The 17,493-nt window shown below is 47.1% G+C and carries 19 protein-coding genes; 15 read left to right on the top strand and 4 right to left on the bottom strand.

Annotated elements, in window-relative coordinates; all coding sequences use genetic code 11:
- Positions 1 to 86: 86 nt before the first annotated feature.
- Positions 87 to 518 (bottom strand): ArsC/Spx/MgsR family protein, encoded by a 432-nt coding sequence (locus QOR82_RS06935; RefSeq protein ID WP_283584052.1) that lies wholly within the window; start codon positions 516 to 518, stop codon positions 87 to 89.
- Positions 519 to 831: 313 nt separating this feature from the next.
- Here QOR82_RS06935 and QOR82_RS06930 point away from each other — a divergent pair, with 313 nt between their 5' ends.
- On the top strand, positions 832 to 2,385 hold the full coding sequence (locus QOR82_RS06930; protein WP_283584051.1) for a C40 family peptidase: 1,554 nt from the start codon (positions 832 to 834) through the stop codon (positions 2,383 to 2,385).
- Between the two features lie 105 nt (positions 2,386 to 2,490).
- On the opposite strand, the gene QOR82_RS06925 is transcribed toward QOR82_RS06930, so the two are convergent.
- The gene (locus tag QOR82_RS06925; protein ID WP_283584050.1) at positions 2,491 to 3,453 is read right to left on the bottom strand and encodes a diacylglycerol/lipid kinase family protein; all 963 of its coding nucleotides are present in this window, start codon (positions 3,451 to 3,453) and stop codon (positions 2,491 to 2,493) included.
- Between the two features lie 85 nt (positions 3,454 to 3,538).
- Positions 3,539 to 3,751 (bottom strand): DNA-directed RNA polymerase subunit epsilon, encoded by a 213-nt coding sequence (locus tag QOR82_RS06920; protein WP_283584049.1) that lies wholly within the window; start codon positions 3,749 to 3,751, stop codon positions 3,539 to 3,541.
- Between the two features lie 140 nt (positions 3,752 to 3,891).
- Here QOR82_RS06920 and QOR82_RS06915 point away from each other — a divergent pair, with 140 nt between their 5' ends.
- From QOR82_RS06915 to QOR82_RS06890, 6 genes are all read left to right on the top strand, one after another.
- Positions 3,892 to 4,386: a hypothetical protein gene (locus tag QOR82_RS06915; RefSeq protein WP_283584048.1), complete on the top strand. Its 495-nt coding sequence runs from the start codon at positions 3,892 to 3,894 to the stop codon at positions 4,384 to 4,386.
- A 78-nt stretch (positions 4,387 to 4,464) separates the two neighbouring features.
- The gene (locus QOR82_RS06910) at positions 4,465 to 5,319 is read left to right on the top strand and encodes an alpha/beta hydrolase (protein ID WP_283584047.1); all 855 of its coding nucleotides are present in this window, start codon (positions 4,465 to 4,467) and stop codon (positions 5,317 to 5,319) included.
- A 143-nt stretch (positions 5,320 to 5,462) separates the two neighbouring features.
- Positions 5,463 to 6,695: an NRAMP family divalent metal transporter gene (locus QOR82_RS06905; protein ID WP_283584046.1), complete on the top strand. Its 1,233-nt coding sequence runs from the start codon at positions 5,463 to 5,465 to the stop codon at positions 6,693 to 6,695.
- Positions 6,696 to 6,725: 30 nt separating this feature from the next.
- Positions 6,726 to 7,187, top strand: coding sequence for a GNAT family N-acetyltransferase (locus QOR82_RS06900; protein ID WP_283584045.1), 462 nt, complete (start codon positions 6,726 to 6,728; stop codon positions 7,185 to 7,187).
- Positions 7,188 to 7,548: 361 nt separating this feature from the next.
- Positions 7,549 to 8,646, top strand: coding sequence for an FRG domain-containing protein (locus QOR82_RS06895; RefSeq protein ID WP_283584044.1), 1,098 nt, complete (start codon positions 7,549 to 7,551; stop codon positions 8,644 to 8,646).
- Positions 8,647 to 8,661: 15 nt separating this feature from the next.
- Positions 8,662 to 9,816, top strand: a complete 1,155-nt coding sequence (locus tag QOR82_RS06890) for a glycerate kinase family protein (protein WP_283584043.1) — start codon at positions 8,662 to 8,664, stop codon at positions 9,814 to 9,816.
- Positions 9,817 to 9,902: 86 nt separating this feature from the next.
- Here QOR82_RS06890 and def read toward each other — a convergent pair whose 3' ends face one another.
- Positions 9,903 to 10,472: a peptide deformylase gene (gene def, locus QOR82_RS06885; RefSeq protein ID WP_283584042.1), complete on the bottom strand. Its 570-nt coding sequence runs from the start codon at positions 10,470 to 10,472 to the stop codon at positions 9,903 to 9,905.
- A 124-nt stretch (positions 10,473 to 10,596) separates the two neighbouring features.
- Here def and QOR82_RS06880 point away from each other — a divergent pair, with 124 nt between their 5' ends.
- The 8 genes from QOR82_RS06880 to QOR82_RS06845 all read left to right on the top strand — a co-directional run bounded on the left by QOR82_RS06880 (position 10,597) and on the right by QOR82_RS06845 (position 17,356).
- Complete coding sequence (locus tag QOR82_RS06880; RefSeq protein ID WP_283584041.1) at positions 10,597 to 10,875, top strand: UPF0223 family protein; 279 nt, start codon at positions 10,597 to 10,599, stop codon at positions 10,873 to 10,875.
- Between the two features lie 3 nt (positions 10,876 to 10,878).
- On the top strand, positions 10,879 to 11,649 hold the full coding sequence (locus tag QOR82_RS06875) for an inositol monophosphatase family protein (protein WP_283584040.1): 771 nt from the start codon (positions 10,879 to 10,881) through the stop codon (positions 11,647 to 11,649).
- Positions 11,650 to 11,766: 117 nt separating this feature from the next.
- Positions 11,767 to 13,614 carry a translational GTPase TypA gene (typA, locus tag QOR82_RS06870; protein WP_283584039.1) on the top strand — a complete coding sequence of 616 codons (1,848 nt, stop codon included), beginning with the start codon at positions 11,767 to 11,769 and terminating at the stop codon, positions 13,612 to 13,614.
- Positions 13,615 to 13,727: 113 nt separating this feature from the next.
- Positions 13,728 to 14,921 carry an FtsW/RodA/SpoVE family cell cycle protein gene (locus QOR82_RS06865; protein ID WP_408612932.1) on the top strand — a complete coding sequence of 398 codons (1,194 nt, stop codon included), beginning with the start codon at positions 13,728 to 13,730 and terminating at the stop codon, positions 14,919 to 14,921.
- Between the two features lie 12 nt (positions 14,922 to 14,933).
- Positions 14,934 to 15,221 carry a YlbG family protein gene (locus QOR82_RS06860; RefSeq protein ID WP_283584038.1) on the top strand — a complete coding sequence of 96 codons (288 nt, stop codon included), beginning with the start codon at positions 14,934 to 14,936 and terminating at the stop codon, positions 15,219 to 15,221.
- On the top strand, positions 15,218 to 15,781 hold the full coding sequence (rsmD, locus tag QOR82_RS06855; protein WP_283584037.1) for a 16S rRNA (guanine(966)-N(2))-methyltransferase RsmD: 564 nt from the start codon (positions 15,218 to 15,220) through the stop codon (positions 15,779 to 15,781). The genes QOR82_RS06860 and rsmD overlap by 4 nt, the downstream gene beginning before the upstream one ends.
- On the top strand, positions 15,781 to 16,308 hold the full coding sequence (gene coaD, locus QOR82_RS06850; RefSeq protein WP_283584036.1) for a pantetheine-phosphate adenylyltransferase: 528 nt from the start codon (positions 15,781 to 15,783) through the stop codon (positions 16,306 to 16,308). The genes rsmD and coaD overlap by 1 nt, the downstream gene beginning before the upstream one ends.
- Positions 16,286 to 17,356, top strand: a complete 1,071-nt coding sequence (locus tag QOR82_RS06845; protein WP_283584035.1) for a SepM family pheromone-processing serine protease — start codon at positions 16,286 to 16,288, stop codon at positions 17,354 to 17,356. The genes coaD and QOR82_RS06845 overlap by 23 nt, the downstream gene beginning before the upstream one ends.
- Positions 17,357 to 17,493: the final 137 nt, after the last annotated feature.

Below are 17,493 nucleotides of genomic sequence, written 5' to 3'. Positions count from 1 at the left end.
AAAAAAAGTCCATTCAGAATTTTTGCCAAATTCCGAATGGGCTTTATCATTTTAGGGACTTATGTCACAGCCCCTTTTGCCATGTCTTATGCTAACTTGATGTTGCCGTGATGGTTGGATTTGAGTTTCAGTTTTTGAAAAAGTGTGCTCAGTTCTAACTGCCGCTGGGTTTGGGGAATAAAGATCCCCATCTTTTCTCGATCAAAGCCCGTAACCAGCTTGCGGTTATCAAAAATAATTGGGTTTTTAAGGATGTGTGGACTGGTCTGAATCGCTGCAATCAGTTCATTGATGGTGATGGTATCACGGTCCATCTTCAATTTTTTGGTTTCCCGGGAACGCTTAGAGATGAGATCATCGGTCCCATTGATCGACAGGGTCAACAATTGGTGGATCTCAGTGACGCTCAGCGGTTGCTTTTCCAGATTACGAAGGTGAATTTCAATCCCGTGCCCAGTCAGCCACTTAACGGCTTTCCGTTTGGAAGGATCGTTTGTGTGAAAGTATAAGTTGACCAAGACATCGCTTCCCTTCTTTCAATACCACTATTTTATCAAGTCAGAAGAAGGGAAACGATTTTGCTATCATTATTAATAAATTCTTTAAGTAATTTTTGTGTTATCATTTAGTCAGACGATTTTAGAGGAATCTTAACAACTGTAATAAGACGTTAAGAAAGCCGGGTTAAGGGCGTTTGCAATTTCGGAAACCTGCTAAGATGGCTGGCCGATCATGTGTTCGCTGTGCAAGCGTTATCGAGAATGATAATCTTAATGATAGCGTGGCCCAGTATGATTGCTGGGTTACGACATGAAATAAAGAGGGTGTTTAATGATGAACAAACTTGCCAAACCAGCAAGAAAACGGGCCAAGATCCACCGATCAATGTTTCTCGGTTCGGTCTCGGCATTAGGCTTACTGGCAGTTTCGACGGTAACCGCCGGAGCGAAGGTGATTAACGTTGGAACAGGCGACACTGTTTGGGGAATTGCCCAGCGCGAGGGTTTATCAACGACCAAGATTGAAGAGGCTAATCCGTCGATTAACCACGTTACGAATAGCATTGATTTGATCTTTGCCGGTCAACAGCTGCAACTGCCGACAATTGGAAATGAAAGCAACCAGCTTCTGTCACAAAATGGGATTTACACAGTCCAAAAAGGTGACACACTGAGTCGGATCGCCAAACATTTTGACGTTACGGTTGCTCAATTGAAGACTTGGAACCATTTGAATAACGACTTAATCTATGTGGGGCAACAGCTGGCGGTTAAAGAGGAGGCAACTAGTCAACTGCTTTCTGTTGCTGGAGAAGCATCTTCGGCAGCACCAACCGTTTCAGCTCCATCAACTGTTGTCAGTCAGACCACAGCCCAACCACGTCCAAATAATGAAGAGGTTGCCACAAGTATTTCCTCGGCAAATTCAGCTGCTGCAACTAATTCGGTAGCTACAAACAACGTGGCTGGTAGCCAAACAGTAGTTCCTGGCGAATCTGTTGCAGCCACTGCAAACAATACTGCAGCACCGTTAGTTTCTGCCGGAAACAATGAAACTGGAACTCAGCAGGCTGATGTGGCTACTAATTATTCTGGGGCCGGTTCTGATGTTGTTTCCGGATCTGCTCAGACTGCAACAACAGCCGGTCAAATGGTAGACCAGCCCTCGCAGTCAGCTCAGCTGACTCAACCGGCCGCTGCCAGTGAATATGTTGAACCTGCCAGTCAGGTGTCGCCAAGTACAATTGCTCCGGCCACAAACAACTCAACGGGTGTTTCTCTTGCTTCATCTCAAGTCGTGTCAACAACTAGTGCGGCAAACAGTCAGTCTTGGAGCAACCAACCGGCATTGAGCAATGCGACGAGCGAATCAACGGTGTCGTCGAACCAGCAATCAGTTGCCTCAACGCCAGCTGCATCGTCAGCCACAACGGTAAGTGCTAGCCAGACTAACAACCAGGCAGCCCAAAGCTCACAGGTACAAACAAGTACTTCGACGGCAACTGCTAATGGCAACGACTTAGAGACTGGTTCCGTTGTATCATTGGCCGTTAAACTAGCTAATAGCAATATTCCTTACGTTTGGGGCGGTAACAGTCTCAATGGGATGGATTGTTCTGGTCTTGTTGACTATGTTTATGCTCACGCGACTGGTAAACAGTTGCCACACTACACCGTGGCCTTGGAAAACTGTGTGAACCAACACCCTGTTTCTCAAGCTCAATCGGGGGATCTTCTCTTCTGGGGACAACACGGAGCTACTTACCATACCGCCATCTACATCGGTAATAACCAGTACGTGGCGGCACCACAACCAGGGCAAAATGTTCAGATTCAATCGATCAGCCAGTACTTTGCACCGAGTTTTGCTGGGACGGTTAAGTAAGCTGCAATTATTGTTTATTGATTTAGGAATGGTGATGAAATAGGCGATAAGAAAGGAATTATTGGCCAAATCAAAAAGGTTGGACGAAAAGCGGTCCAACCTTTTTTAGTTTGTTTTCTGTGATGCAATCCAAAAGGGATAATGGGCAATACGAAAACTGATATCGACAAAGCGGTTCCCCATTTCTTGTCCGTCTGTCTGGCCAAATTCGAGGGAAGAAGTTGCGTAATGCAGCTTTTTACCGTTGTAGACGTGTGCATAGCGCGAATGGGCCAACGTTCCCCGGGCAAACTCAAGACATTGCAGGGCAGTTAGCGGCCAACCATGGCGTTCGGCGACCAACAATTCGAGCTGGTCATCATGAACTGACATCGATGGGGCAATTTTGAAACCACCCCCGATGTATGGATGGTTACTGACGATCACGATGTAAGATTTGGGGTAGAGGTCGTGGTGGCGCCCGTTTTCAACCATCAAGGAGAAAGGTTGCTGATTATAAAGAACGTTCACTGCGTTAGCCAAATAGGATAACGAACCGATGTGTGCGTGGTTTAAACGTTTCTTTGTTTTTGACGCGTTGGTTCGTGAAACGATGGCGGCATCGAAGCCAATACCGACATTGTTAAGAAAATATTCAAGCTCGCCCTTAATCGCTTCGTCATACTCACCAATGGTGGTGCGCTGGGGATGTTGAGCGCTGAGGATCTGCTGCAGTGCAACTGCCGGATCCAAGGAAAGACCAAAACCGCGGGCAAAGTCGTTGCCGGTCCCTGCGGGCACGTACGCAAGCGGAATCCGCTGGTCATAAGGATCGCGCAGAGTCATCAAGCCATTGAGGGTTTCATGGAGGGTTCCGTCTCCACCGACGACCACAACCACTTGCTTTTTAACTTGACCACTCCAATGTTTGGCTAGCTGGCTTGCTAGATAGGTAGCGTGACCAGCGTAACGAGTAAATTGCGTGTCATAATCGACGTGATTTTGGGCCAGAAGAGGTTCGACTTGTTTCCAAACCTGCAGCCCACGCCCTGAACCAGCGGTTTTGTTAACGATAATCGTAAAGTGCACGGCCCTTTCCTCCCTTTTAAGTGACGCATCCAAGCGAAAAAAAACCGAGGACCTGGTTGCCCCCGGTTAGTCTGGTTTAACAGCCTTAGAACTGTGTCATCTTAAAGTTCGGGTCCTTCTTTTCAAATTCTAAGGATTTTTCATCAAGGAGTTCGATGAATTCGATGCTGTACTCGGTGTTGTTTTCAACAGTCTGCCGAGCTGCAGCTTCTGAATCAGCTTCCATGTAAAGGACGTGTGTGTTTTCCCGACGAGGTGTCGCGGTTTTTGTTGGTTGATAATAAACTTTAAAAGTCATTTTCAAACTCCTCACATCAATATTCTTAATCAATCAGTTTATTATTTTATCACAACTATGGATAATTGTCGTCCCAATTGCCGTGTGGTATGCTTGAATTGAAGAAGAAAGAGACAAAGAGAAGCTTGGAGTTGGACATTATGAGTATTGTCTTGACGATTATTGCAGTCCTCGTCATTATTGGACTGATCTACTACACGATTCACCGTTTGCTGGTCAATCGGGCGACGATTATGTTACGCAATAGTGCACGGAAGACGACTGACACTGCAGTCCGCGCGTGTCTGCATCAGATATTAAATGATGATCAGCTTGTGGTGAAAACCTCTGAGCAGGTGGCCGACGTTTGGGGCAAGGGTGTAATGGCCTTTGAATATAGTCTGCCTATTGAACAACTGGGAAAGCAGGCAGATGCCCTCTCCGTCAGTAGTCTAAACCAGGCTCTTAATCAATACGCGAAACAAGAGCAAATTTTGCCAGTTGAGGGCGCCAATCGCGCCTTTGTCGTCAGTGACTGGTGGACCTATGAACATCTTTTACACATCGACGTTGCTTTTGTGATGAATGAGGCCACTAAGGAGTACGTACGTGACCTGAAAAAGGTAGCCAAATCCCAAAATCAACCATTAACCTAAATTGGTGTATAATATAAGCTAGATTATAGTTACCATATATCATACTATTTAGTTGATTAACAAGAGAGGCTAGTGAGAATGAAGTATCAAATTGAAGTCAAGCCGACACGTGATGGACTCTGGATGGATACCGATGTGACTTACGCGCAAGTGCCGGGATGGCTCGGCAACACGACGCGTGATTTAAAATTAACTGTGATTCGTCATTTTCAAACGGGTGACGATCGGCGTTATCCGGTCGTCTTTTGGTTTGCTGGTGGCGGCTGGATGGACACGGACCACAATGTGCACCTGCCCAACTTGGTTGATCTGGCTAATCGCGGTTACATCGTTGTTGGAGTTGAATATCGGGATAGCAACAAGGTGAAGTTTCCCGGGCAATTGGAAGATGCCAAGGCAGCGATTCGCTATATGCGAGCAAATGCAGACCGTTACCAGGCTGACCCACAGCGTTTTGCAGCTCTCGGTGAATCTGCCGGCGGTCATCTTGCCAGTATGCTAGGGGTAACGAACGGAATTAAAAAATTTGATAAGGGTCAGAACCTAGCTTGCTCCAGTGACGTGCAAGTTGCCGTCCCATTTTATGGCGTTGTCGATCCGCTGACTGCCAAGGAGGGTAGTGCCAGTGACGATTTTGACTTTGTTTACAAGAATTTGCTGGGTCAAGAGCCAGAGGATGCACCCGCACTCGATGCGGCAGCTAATCCGTTGTCCTATATTAACGAGCAAACCGTTCCATTCCTCATCTTGCACGGTACTGGAGATGTCGTTGTTCCTCTCCAGGACAGTGAAAAACTCTATCGAAGCCTGCAGGAACATCATGTGCCTGCTGACCTTTACGAAATCAAGGGTGCTAGTCATATGGACGCTAAGTTTCTACAACCAGCGGTGTTAAAGATCGTGGCGGATTTTTTGGATGAACACTTGGGCTAGGGATGTGCAATTGAAACGAAAGTGAGACCGTTGGGCGACTTGCTCAACGGCCTTTTTCAACTTGAATCTTTTCCCAGTAATGTTTACAATTGTCAACATAATAATTTTAAACAAGGTGAAGTAGCTTGCAAGCAGTAAAACATATGCACTGGTCTTGGCATCTTCCAGTTTTTCTAAAGCTATGGGGACCAGGACTGATCGTAATGCTGGCTGACACGGATGCCGGCTGTCTGATTACGGCCGCTCAGTCTGGGGCTCAGTGGGGTTATTCGATGATTTTGCCGCAAATCGTTTTGATTCCGATCCTCTACATGGTTCAAGAAATTACGGTGCGATTAGGAATCGTGACAAAAGAAGGGCATGGCGCTCTAATTCGTGAACACTTTGGCCGGGGTTGGGCTTGGTTGTCAGCAGCAACCTTGGCAATTTCTTCGGTTGGAGCATTGTTGACAGAATTTGCTGGTGTTGCAGGAGTAGGCCAGCTCTTCGGAATTTCTAAGTGGGTGACGATTCCGATCGCAACGGTGATCTTGATCTTGATTGCCTTTCTGGGTAGCTACCGGCGCACCGAGAAGATTGGTATTCTCTTCGGCCTTGGCGAACTCGCTTTTATTATTGCCATGCTGATGGTGCATCCTGACGGTCACGCCATGGTTCAGGGCTTGCTGACAATCCCCTGGCACCATACTTCCTATATTTACCTCGTGGCAGCTAATGTCGGCGCCGTTATCATGCCATGGATGATTTTTTATCAACAATCGGCCATTGTCGATAAGGGCTTGCCGGTAACTGCTATCAAAAAGGAACGGCATGACACCTTCGTCGGGACGCTCTTGACCCAGGGAATTATGCTGGTCTTTATTATTACCTTTGCAGCGACGCTCTACCATAGTGGAGTACACCAGCCATTAAATAACGTCATAGAAATGGCTGAGGGCCTCATGCCTTTCCTCGGTGCCTGGCCGACAAAAATTTTACTAGGTGTTAGTATGCTCGGCGGGGCGATGGTGGCGGCTTTGGTGGTTGCATTGGCTGGAACCTGGGGAGTTACGGAGGTTCTTGACTGGCACCACAGCCTGAATGAACCATTGAATAAGAAGAATGCAGGTTTCTATATTATTTACGTTTTAGCGCATTTGATCGGAGCTGTCCTCGTTCTTGTCAACTTTGATATTGTTGGCATTGCGGTAACGGTCGAAGTAATCAACGCACTGATGCTGCCAGTTGTTCTGGGCTTCTTGCTGGCCCTAGAAGCGACTGCTTTGCCAAAACAGTACCAGATGCGAGGTTGGTACAAATGGCTTGTCTGGACCTTATCCGCTGCTGTAATGGCTTTTGGACTTTACATGATTGGTCCAACTCTCCACTTGTGGTAGACTAAGCAAAAACGCGAAAGGGTGAGTTAGATGCAAGTTTACCTGCGGCAACCGGTGCCAGAAGATCTTGCTGCGATCATGGATGTGATCAACGAGGCTAAGGCGTTTTTGAAGAGTTATCATGGCCCCCAGTGGCAAGATGGCCATCCAAATGAAGCGATGATCCGAGATGATATCAGCACTGGTGACAGTTATGTCTTAGTGGTTAACGGGCAGGTTGCTGGGACGGCGGTTCTCCAGACAACACCAGATCCGAATTACGATCTTATTGAAGAGGGCCAGTGGCAAGAACCGATGGCCCCTTACGCTACGATTCACCGCATTGCGGTGTCCAATAAATTTCGTGGTCGGCACCTGGCAACTTATCTTTTTTCCAATCTCCTGTCAGCCGGATTGGCTCAGGGAATTCACAACTTCCGTTTTGATACACACGCCGTGAACAAGCCGATGCAAAAGCTCGGCATGGGGATGGGTTTGTCAAGCGTGGCATAGTCTATATTGACGACAAAATTGATCGCCGCCGACTGGCATTTGAATTGAGTTTATAGGTGAGTAAGCAAATGACTTGGCTAGCTTAGCGGCGTGCCAAGTCATTTTTAATTTTGCGAAATGAGTGCTAGGGTGACATGCTGTATAATAAATATACATTGCTCTTTGAGAAGATTTTGATGCAAAGAGGGGTGAAATACATTAGCGCTGTTGCCGGAATTCTATTGTTTTTAGGTGTTGCCGGTTGCGAAAATAACCACGCCAATAAGGCTAGATCATCTTTAAAAGCAAACCCCATCAGTTCTGCTAACAATTGATCGCAAAGGGTTAGAATAGACATGAAGAAACAAATAGGGGTGGCGCCATGATTCATGAAATTAAAACAGTATCAAACTATATCGAAGAAATCGAAAAGTTGATCAATAATAGCCCCAAAGGACGAAATTATTACTACCGAGGGCAAGATAACAACTTCAAAAACACTTTACCAGCTGTTTTCCGGAGTCGAGAACTTTTGGATAATGAGGATAACCTCTTCAATGATTTCTTGATGGCCGATCCCCAGTTGTTTGAAAAATGTCGAACCAATTTTGAGCGCTTGGCTTTGATGCAGCACTTCCACCTGCCAACACGGCTGTTGGACATCAGCACAAACCCTTTAGTAGCCTTGTTCTTTGCCACCAAGGGCGGCAATGGCAACGGAGAGGTCTATATCTACAAAGATCAGCCTAATTTCAATAAATTGCGTGATATGTTGTCTTTGAAGGGGTGGAATAATCTGATTAAGGAATACACCGGAAAAGTACTCTTTAACTATCACAATTACTTTAAGAAGAACGCGTTTAGCAATGAGATGCAACTGGAATCTTCTCTGGCCCGTCAGCCAATGACGGTGAAGAATGCTTTCTTTCAAGCCATCAATCATTTTTACGAAACCGATGACCGCTACATTGCCGAAAAACATAGCCTTTGGAGTTACAGTTACTTTAGCTACTTTGAAGATGAGAACCCGAACCACTACTTTAATGATTTTAAACAGGCAATCAAGACGGTACCGTTTCTTCAACTGTTCGACGAAGCAAAGCGTGACATTCCAAGTTTTAAGAATAAGCTAAATCCTCTGGAATTGATCGTGCCTAAAATTGTCCGGATCAAGCGAATGAGCCGGCGAATGGAGAACCAGCACGGCATGTTTCTCTTCGTGCCTTTCATCAGTGATGAGTATGATAAGTCCATCAACATTGATTATGCTAAGGTAGAACGGCAAGCTCAAATGTCGATCGATATTTTGAGCCTGTACAACCCCGATAATGAAGAAGAAAAGGAAAAGTACATCATTCCATTCCAGTACAAGCAAAGCATTTTAGAGGAGCTGTCTCAACTGGGAATCGATGAAGGATTCATTTATCCTGATGATCATTCACGGAAGGCCAACTTGATTAAGAATCGCTATCTGAATTGAAAGAAGTGTCGTCTCGTGAAAATTGTCATTGCTCCAGATTCTTTCAAGGGTTCGCTGACGGCTAAACAAGTGGCGAAGGCAATGAAGGCAGGCTTTTATCGCATCTTTCCCGATGCAGAATACGTGATGAATCCGATGGCTGACGGGGGTGAGGGAACGGTCCAAACACTGGTCGATGCAACGAATGGGCAAATTATCACTCACCGTGTTCATAATCCCTTTTTTGAAATGGTCAATTCGAGTTATGGAATGCTGGGTGATCGACAAACGGCCGTCATTGAGATGGCAGCCGCTAGTGGCATTCAGTTCATTACCCCGGCAAGGGCTGATCCGCTTGTAGCAACTACTTTCGGGACTGGGGAGTTGATTATTGACGCCTTAAATCACGGAGCAAAGAAGATCATCATTGGTCTGGGTGGTAGTGCGACCATCGATGGTGGTGCAGGGATGGCTCAAGCTTTAGGTGTTAACTTACTTGATAAAGATGGTCAAGCTATTAGACGTGGAGGCGGCGGATTAGCGTTATTGGATCACATCGATCTCAGCAGGCTAGATCCTCGTCTCGCTAAAACGCCGATTGTTATTGCTTCGGACGTCACTAACCCGCTTACTGGTCCGCAGGGGGCGGCTAGAGTTTTTGGCCCCCAAAAAGGAGCGAGCCCGGCAATGATTGTTCGTTTGGATCATAATTTACAGCATTATGCTCATGTAATTCAGCGCGATTGCGGCCGGAATATTGAACAAGTTTCTGGTGCTGGAGCTGCTGGCGGCCTTGGAGCTGGATTACTAGCTTTCACTTCGGCGCAGATGGAACATGGGGTAGATGTGGTCATTCAAGCGACAAAACTTAAGGCTCGTGCCCGGGGGGCCCAGCTCGTCTTAACGGGAGAAGGCGGAATTGACTTCCAAACCAAATTTGGCAAAGCTCCTTATGGTGTGGCTAAGGCAACCAACGAAGTGGCACCCAGTGCGCCGGTTATCGTGTTAGCCGGCAAGGTTGGCAAGGGGGCTAGGGAGCTTTGCACTGCCGGCTTTATCGATGCAATTTTTGCGACGCCGACGAGCGCTAAGCCTTTAGCACAAGCTCTCGCTGATGCTCCGCAAGACATTGCTGCCACAGCAGAAAACGTCGCTCGGCTTTTGCGTAGCACATTAAGTAGTACGAAATAAAAGCACCTTTAGCAGTGTCATGCCATTGTCTCCAATGACATTGCTAAAGGTGCTATTTTGGTAATATTAATATGGATTGATTAAGTTTAACCGATCAAGATTGTGTCGTGTGGCGCCTCAAATGGGTGCTGCTTGTTGATATGGTCGTAAAAAAGAGTGCCACGTAAATGATCGATTTCGTGCTGGCAAACAATGGCCGGATAATTTTTCAGCCGCAACTGGTGCTTTTCACCTTTGGTGTCCGTGTAGCGAAGGGTAATCCGATCGTGGCGTGGGACATAACCAGGAACGTCCTTATCAACGGACAGACAACCTTCTCCTTCGGTCAAGGCCCCGTACTGAACGGATTCACTGACGATCACCGGGTTGATGATCACATCCTTAAATGAAGGGGTTTGGTCTTTGGCATCCGGGTCCAGCGGGGGAACTAGAACGGCGGCCATTTGTTTAGAAACCCCAACTTGGGGTGCAGCTAGGCCGACACCCGCACGCAGACCGTATTTCTTGCAGAGTTTCTCATCCTGGCTAACTTCGAGATATTCCATCATATCGTGAGCCAGTTTTTTATCGTCATCGGATAAGGGAAATTGCACCTTAGCGGCACGTTTCCGGAGAACGGGATCCCCGTCGCGAACGATGTCTTTCATTAAAATCAACTTTGCTACCTCCAAAATGAAGAAATTGAACACTTTTTAGTTTAGCACAATCTCGGGGCGGGCTGGACGATTTGCGTCGAAAACACTCCGGTCATGATAAAATACATGGTGGGGAGTGACTAAGATGCAAGCCAAAAATTATTCATATCCACTGGATCCGTCTTGGAATACTGAGGAATTGGAAACAGTCATTGCGATGTTTCGGCAAGTTGAGGATGCTTATGAAACTGGTGCTAGTCGTCAGCAAATACTCGACGCTTACCAGCAGTTTAAAAAGGTAGTTACCGCTAAGTCGGAAGAAAAGCGCCTGGGTCGAGAATTCGAAAAGACCTCCGGTTATGTATTGTATCGAGTGGTCAAAAAGGCACAAGAAAGCAAAGCAAAACGGATTAAGATGGAGTGATGCATGATGGATCTAGAAGAAATTGATTCGGCAATTCAAAAAATGATTCGGCAATTGGGTGCCGCCACCAAGCAACGTCGGCAAGAAAGTTTTAACGTGAAGGAAAAAATAGGTTTTAAGGATTTAGTAACTTCCGTTGACAAGGACAACGAGCAATTCATTGACCGCAAGATTAAAGAGCTCGATCCTGACTGCCAGATCATCAGCGAAGAAGGCTTTGGCGATGATGTTTCCCGTTTGCAAGGGCATGTCTGGATCGTTGACCCGATTGATGGGACGATGAATTTTGTCGAACAGCAGCGCCGTTACGCTATTATGATCGCTTTATATATTGATGGCCAACCGACACTGGGGTATATTCTGGATGTTGCCAACAATCAACTCTATCATGCCTGGCATGGTCACGGCGCTTATGTTGATGGTCAAAAACTGCAGCAGCCGGCTGATAGTGGTCTTCATGATTCTCTGGTGACAATTAACGGGGGCTTAATCCTTAGCGGCCGCGGTCAAGTACGCCAGATTGCTGAACAGGCTCGAGGACTGCGGATGTACGGGAGCGCCGGAATTGAGCTAACCGACGTCATCACGGGTCGTCTTGGTCTTTATCTTTCCTGGTTGAAGCCTTGGGACCTAGCTGCCGGCCGGGTCATTGCAGAAGAGCTGGGTTTAGTGGTTCAAAACGTTGACGGTTCCCGGCCCGATGTGCTATCATCTAATCTTGTATTAGTAGCGACGAGCCAGGCTGCGCAGGACATCCACCAACTCGTGAATTAGCAGAGCGACTGTGACCGCGCGTCACAGTTTTTTTACGGTCTCTATTTGATTTGCGGTGGGGATATGACATCGCTTTTCGCTACGTCAATTTACGCATTTGAGAAAGGAAGAAACATCTTGAAATCACGTGATGATATTCGCAACATTGCGATCATTGCCCACGTCGACCATGGTAAGACGACGCTGGTTAACGAAATGCTGAAGCAATCTGACACGCTGCCAGAACACTTCGATATTCAGGACCGGGCGATGGATACGAATGCGATCGAACGGGAACGTGGGATCACTATTCTGTCAAAGAACACGGCTGTTAAGTACGGCAAGTACCAATTTAACATTCTGGATACCCCAGGCCACGCCGACTTCGGTGGTGAAGTTGAACGGGTTATGAAGATGGTTGACGGCTGTTTGCTGGTTGTCGATGCCTTTGAAGGAACGATGCCACAAACGCGTTTCGTTCTCCAAAAGGCTCTGGAACAGCATCTGGTTCCGGTTGTTGTTATTAACAAGGTTGACCGGAAGGGTGCTCGGCCGAAGGAAGTTGTTGACGAAGTGCTGGACCTCTTTATTGAATTAGGGGCCGACGAAGACCAACTGGACTTCCCAGTGGTTTACACTTCTGCGATGAATGGAACGTCAAGTTTAGACGCTGACATTTCAACCCAGAAGCACACGATGAAGCCACTTTTTGATACGATCATCAAGACCATCCCTGCTCCTGAGGACAACTCCGATGAACCGCTGCAGTTCCAAGTAGCAATGCTCGATTACAACGATTATGTTGGCCGAATCGGGATCGGCCGGGTTTTCCGGGGCAAGATCAAGGTCGGTGATAACGTTACTGTTATGAAGCTGGATGGTTCTAAGCAAAACTTCCGGGTTACGAAGCTGTTCGGTTTCTTTGGCCTGAAGCGTCTCGAAATCAAGGAAGCTGAAGCTGGGGATTTGATCGCTGTTTCAGGGATGGAAGACATCAACGTCGGTGAAACCGTCTGTGATCCGAACCATCTTGAAGCTCTGCCATTGCTGCGGATCGATCCGCCGACACTGCAGATGACTTTCCGGACGAATGATTCACCGTTTGCCGGCAAGGAAGGTAAGTTTGTGACGGCCCGCCAGTTGGAAGACCGGCTGAAGCGGGAACTGCACACCGATGTTTCCCTGCGGGTTGAAGACACTGACGATCCAGGTGCCTGGACTGTTTCTGGTCGTGGTGAACTGCACTTGTCAATCCTGATTGAAACGATGCGTCGTGAAGGCTACGAACTGGCTGTTTCGCGTCCGCAAGTTATCTACCGCGAAGTCGACGGTGAGATGTGCGAACCATTTGAAGAAGTTCAGATTGACACTCCAGATGACTACACCGGTGCCGTTATTGACAGTATGGCTCAACGGAAGGGCCAGATGAAGAACATGGAACCTTCCCGCAACGGTCAAACCCGGATGATCTTCGAAGTTCCTTCACGTGGTTTGATCGGTTACTCCACCGAATTCATGACTCAAACGCGGGGTTATGGGATCATGAACCACACCTTCAAGGAATACGCTCCGGTGATCAAGGGCTGGAACCCTGGTCGGAAGAAGGGTGCACTGGTTTCAATGAATGCCGGAAAGGCAACCACCTACGCGATGATGGGGATTGAAAGCCGGGGGACGCTGCTGATCGATCCAGGTACGGAAGTGTACGAAGGGATGATCATTGGTGTCAACAACCGGGATAACGACATCACTGTCAACATCACCAAGGGGAAGAACCTGACCAACGTGCGTGCGGCTGGTTCTGATGAAAAGGCTTGGATTAACACGCCAACCCACTTCTCACTGGAACAGTCCCTGGAATTCCTGAATGATGATGAATACTGTGAAATCACTCCAGAGAACATTCGTCTTCGGAAGATGATTCTAAATACTAACGCCCGTGAAAAGGCTGCAAAGCGGCGTAAGGCAGCAAGCAAGAAAAAGTAAAAAAGTTTTAAGAAGTTAATGAAAAGGTCACTGGTTTTCGCGTTGCGAAGGCGGGTGGCCTTTTTGTGCTTGTCGGCCGCAGTTGGCAAGGGTGTATAATAGATTTCGATTTTGTGCAAAAACGGAGGCTGAAATCGTTGTTTACAAAAATTAGGCGAAAAATGCACTATTGGGACTGGATGATCGCCGGTCCATACATTATCCTGTGCTGTTTAGGAATCGTAATGGTTTATTCGGCCAGTGCAGGCATTCAAATGCAAAATGGGTTGAGCCCACGTAGCTACTTAGTACGTCAACTGATCTACGTTTTGATGGGCTTAGTAGTTTTTACTCTTTTTAGCAGTCTCAAGCTGGAAAAATTGCGCTCGCCAGTTTTTTTACGATGGTTCTTTATCATCTTGGCGGGATTGCTCCTGATTGTAAGAATCCACGGAGCTGCGATTAATGGGGCTCATGGCTGGTTACATCTCGGTTTTTTTAACATCCAGCCGGCAGAAGTCTGCAAGTTTTTCTTGATTCTCTATCTCTCTGACCGCTTTGCTGGTATTAGCGAAAAAGGCCTTTCTTATAAAGACACGAAAGCTTGGCAGCCGACCATCCTGTTAGGCGCTTTACTGTTCTTGATTATTATTCAGCCCGATATCGGTGGTTTTACGATCAATACTGCCATTGCGGTGGTGATTTTGTTGGCATCGGGGATGTCCTTGGCGATTTCTCTGACTGTTTTAGGCCTCGGGGTCTGCACCCTGGCCTTTGGCGTCCCTGCAATGGCTCACATCTTCGTTGGCCATATCCACAACTATCAGGCGGCTCGTTTTGTTGCCTTTATCGACCCTTTCCAACATGCCCGGGGGATTGGGAGTCAATTGGTCAATTCCTATTACGCAATCAGTAATGGCGGTTTTCATGGCGTTGGGCTTGGCAATTCCATTCAAAAGATGGGTTACCTGCCTGAACCAAATACTGACTTTATTATGTCGATTATTGCTGAGGAACTGGGTTTGATCGGAGTGACTGTGATCTTGCTTTTGCTAGCGATAATTATCATGCACGCGATTCGCTTAGGAGTTAAAACCCATTCGATGTATGAGGCTTTGATTTGCTACGGGGTCGGGACTTTTATTTCTGTTGAGACTCTTTTTAACGTCGGTGGGGTCTTGGGATTGTTGCCGATCACGGGGGTGACTTTTCCCTTTGTTTCCTATGGGGGATCCAGTATGCTAGTGTTGTGTGCCAGCATTGGGTTAGTAGAAAATATTAGTATCCGTCGCAAACGGCAGCGTGCTCAGCAAAAATTGAGTTATTAGGAGGTGAGTGCTGTGAGTTTTGAACCGACTGCGAGAAGACCCCTCGTTGTTCACCTCCGGTCGACGAGGGTGGTTCGTTCTCTTCGCCATTACGGAAATTTGGTGTACGTGTCTCACCGGATGCACTATGCGATCATTTATATTGATGAAGGACAACTCGATAGTACAATTGAAAAGATAAAGAAATTGCGTACTGTTGGCAAGGTCGTGAAGTCGGCCTGGCCGGAGCTAGATCCAGAATTAAAACAGCTTCGACAGGAAATGGCAGTACAACAAAATGAAGAGGATGATGTCAAATGAGAATCGTTGCTGGTGAATACGGTGGTCGTCGTCTTAGCGCAGTGCCAGGGCGGGCAACTCGACCCACCACTGACAAGGTGAAAGAAGCCCTCTTTAACATCATTGGGCCCTATTTCAACGGCGGTACCAGCCTGGACCTCTTTGCTGGGAGTGGCGGCCTAAGTATCGAAGCTGTGAGTCGCGGCGTGGACAAGGCTTTCTTGGTCGATCGACAGTATGCTGCGGTCAAGACAATTCGGCAAAACATTGCGGTCACAAAGCATCCCGAAAAATTTGAAGTGCTGAAAAATGATGCTAATCGTGCTTTGCAGTTGTTTGCAAAGCAGCGGCAGCACTTTGACATGGTTTTTTTGGATCCTCCCTATGCTAAACAGCAGATTGTTAAAAATATGCAAACGATGAGCGAGCAGGCACTGCTAAATGAAGGGGCCTTGATTATTGCCGAGACGGATCATCATGCTAACTTGCCGGATCAGTTACCATCTTTTCGCTTGCAAAGACGGCAAACATACGGTATTACTGAACTAACTCTTTATCGTTTTGGTGGAGGTAAGAAATAATGAAAGTCGCAATTTTTCCTGGAACGTTCGACCCGCTGACTCTTGGTCACTTGGACTTAATTAAGCGTGGTCGGGCTCTTTTTGACCAGCTTGCCGTTGCTGTGATGACTAATTCAACCAAGCATCCCCTCTTCAGTGTTGAAGAGCGGGTCGCACAGATTAAAGCCGTTACCGCCGAAATGAGTAACGTTTCGGTCATTACGGCCAGCGGTTTAACGGTTGACCTGATGAACAAAATTGGTGCCGATTATTTGATGCGAGGTTTGCGCAATACTACTGATTTTCAGTATGAACGTGATATCGCAACGATGAACAAGTTTTTGGACCGGGATGTAGAAACGATCTTTTTCTTGGCGGATCCGAAATACCAGCACCTCTCCAGTTCACTATTGAAAGAAGTAGCGATAAACGATGGTGATATTTCTGCTTACCTGCCAGGAACAATCAGCACGGCGCTGGACAAGCGTTTGGAAGAACGGAAACTCAAGTTGGTGACGAAACAAAATGAGCAAACAAAGTCAAAATAATAACAATGACCGGCGCATCCTAAAGCGGATTGGCCTTGGTATTGCGATTGTCCTCTTTTTGGGCTGGTTTCTCTTCTGGCCGTTGAATCGCTATATTGAAATGCCTGGGAGTGCCGACAATCTTCGCTCTTACGTGACCATCAAGGGGCACCCTGATCGACGCAAAGGTAGTTTCATGATTACATCTGTCTACCTAGCACAGGCACGGCCAGTTACCTGGGTGTGGGCGAAATTTAATCCCCATGCGACCATTGAGAGCGCTAATGATGTGACCGGCGGTACGAGTGGCCAGACCTACCAAAAGGTTCAGGATTTTTACATGCAAAGTGCGATCAACGAAGCGATCGCGACTGCTTATAAAGCTGCTCACCAGCACTATCGCAAACAATATTTGGGAATTTATGTCCTCTCGATTCAACCCAATTCGAAGTTTAAGGGCAAACTGCATGTTGGCGACACGATTACCAAGGTAAATGGGCATCACTTTAATACGGCTCATGGCTACCAGCAGTATATCGGTAAACGCAAGGTCGGCAGTCGGCTGACAGTTGATTACCTCCATAATGGTAAGAAGCGGTCTGCTACCAGCAAATTGGTCCGCTTAGCTGGTGTTTCGCGAACGGGGATTGGAATTCTCCTGACCGATAACGTGAAGGTACACACTAAAATCCCGGTCAAGGTCAATCCGGGGCAATTGGGTGGTCCTTCTGGTGGTCTGATGTTCAGTTTGCAGATCTACCAACAACTAACCAACCGAAATCTGCGACACGGCCAGAAGATCGCTGGAACGGGGACTATTAATCCAGATGGCTCTGTCGGCGAAATTGGCGGCATTGACAAAAAAGTGATTGCTGCCCACCGCGCTGGTGCCAAAATTTTCTTTGCGCCATATATCAAACCAACCAAGACCATTCTGAAATACGAAGAAGGCCATCAGACCAACTATCAAATGGCCCGGCAAACCGCCAAAAAGGAAGCGCCGGGGATGAAAGTTGTCCCGGTTAAGAACTTCAACGACGCGGTCAGCTATTTGAGTAAACAACACTAAATAATTAAGTGCAATAAGCACCTCTTATCGTATTTACTGGTAGGAGGTGTTTTTTTAATGGGCTCTTTGTCAATCGGTACTGATGATAAATTTTGGGAAAACTAGGCTATGCCACTAATGGCATTGGTCTAGTTTTT

Source organism: Limosilactobacillus difficilis (assembly GCF_947387495.1).
Taxonomy (GTDB): domain Bacteria; phylum Bacillota; class Bacilli; order Lactobacillales; family Lactobacillaceae; genus Limosilactobacillus; species Limosilactobacillus difficilis.
This window is presented reverse-complemented; position numbering and strand designations above follow the sequence as displayed.

Bases quoted from the DNA above. Each gene is read 5' to 3' on its own strand.
- QOR82_RS06915 (WP_283584048.1), top strand. From the start codon at position 3,892: ATGAGTATTGTCTTGACGATTATTGCAGTCCTCGTCATTATTGGACTG.
- rsmD (WP_283584037.1), top strand. From the start codon at position 15,218: ATGAGAATCGTTGCTGGTGAATACGGTGGTCGTCGTCTTAGCGCAGTG.
- QOR82_RS06920 (WP_283584049.1), bottom strand. From the start codon at position 3,751: ATGACTTTTAAAGTTTATTATCAACCAACAAAAACCGCGACACCTCGT.
- QOR82_RS06880 (WP_283584041.1), top strand. From the start codon at position 10,597: ATGCAAGCCAAAAATTATTCATATCCACTGGATCCGTCTTGGAATACT.
- QOR82_RS06845 (WP_283584035.1), top strand. From the start codon at position 16,286: ATGAGCAAACAAAGTCAAAATAATAACAATGACCGGCGCATCCTAAAG.
- QOR82_RS06875 (WP_283584040.1), top strand. From the start codon at position 10,879: ATGATGGATCTAGAAGAAATTGATTCGGCAATTCAAAAAATGATTCGG.
- coaD (WP_283584036.1), top strand. From the start codon at position 15,781: ATGAAAGTCGCAATTTTTCCTGGAACGTTCGACCCGCTGACTCTTGGT.
- QOR82_RS06895 (WP_283584044.1), top strand. From the start codon at position 7,549: ATGATTCATGAAATTAAAACAGTATCAAACTATATCGAAGAAATCGAA.
- QOR82_RS06900 (WP_283584045.1), top strand. From the start codon at position 6,726: ATGCAAGTTTACCTGCGGCAACCGGTGCCAGAAGATCTTGCTGCGATC.
- QOR82_RS06910 (WP_283584047.1), top strand. From the start codon at position 4,465: ATGAAGTATCAAATTGAAGTCAAGCCGACACGTGATGGACTCTGGATG.
- QOR82_RS06905 (WP_283584046.1), top strand. From the start codon at position 5,463: ATGCACTGGTCTTGGCATCTTCCAGTTTTTCTAAAGCTATGGGGACCA.
- QOR82_RS06930 (WP_283584051.1), top strand. From the start codon at position 832: ATGATGAACAAACTTGCCAAACCAGCAAGAAAACGGGCCAAGATCCAC.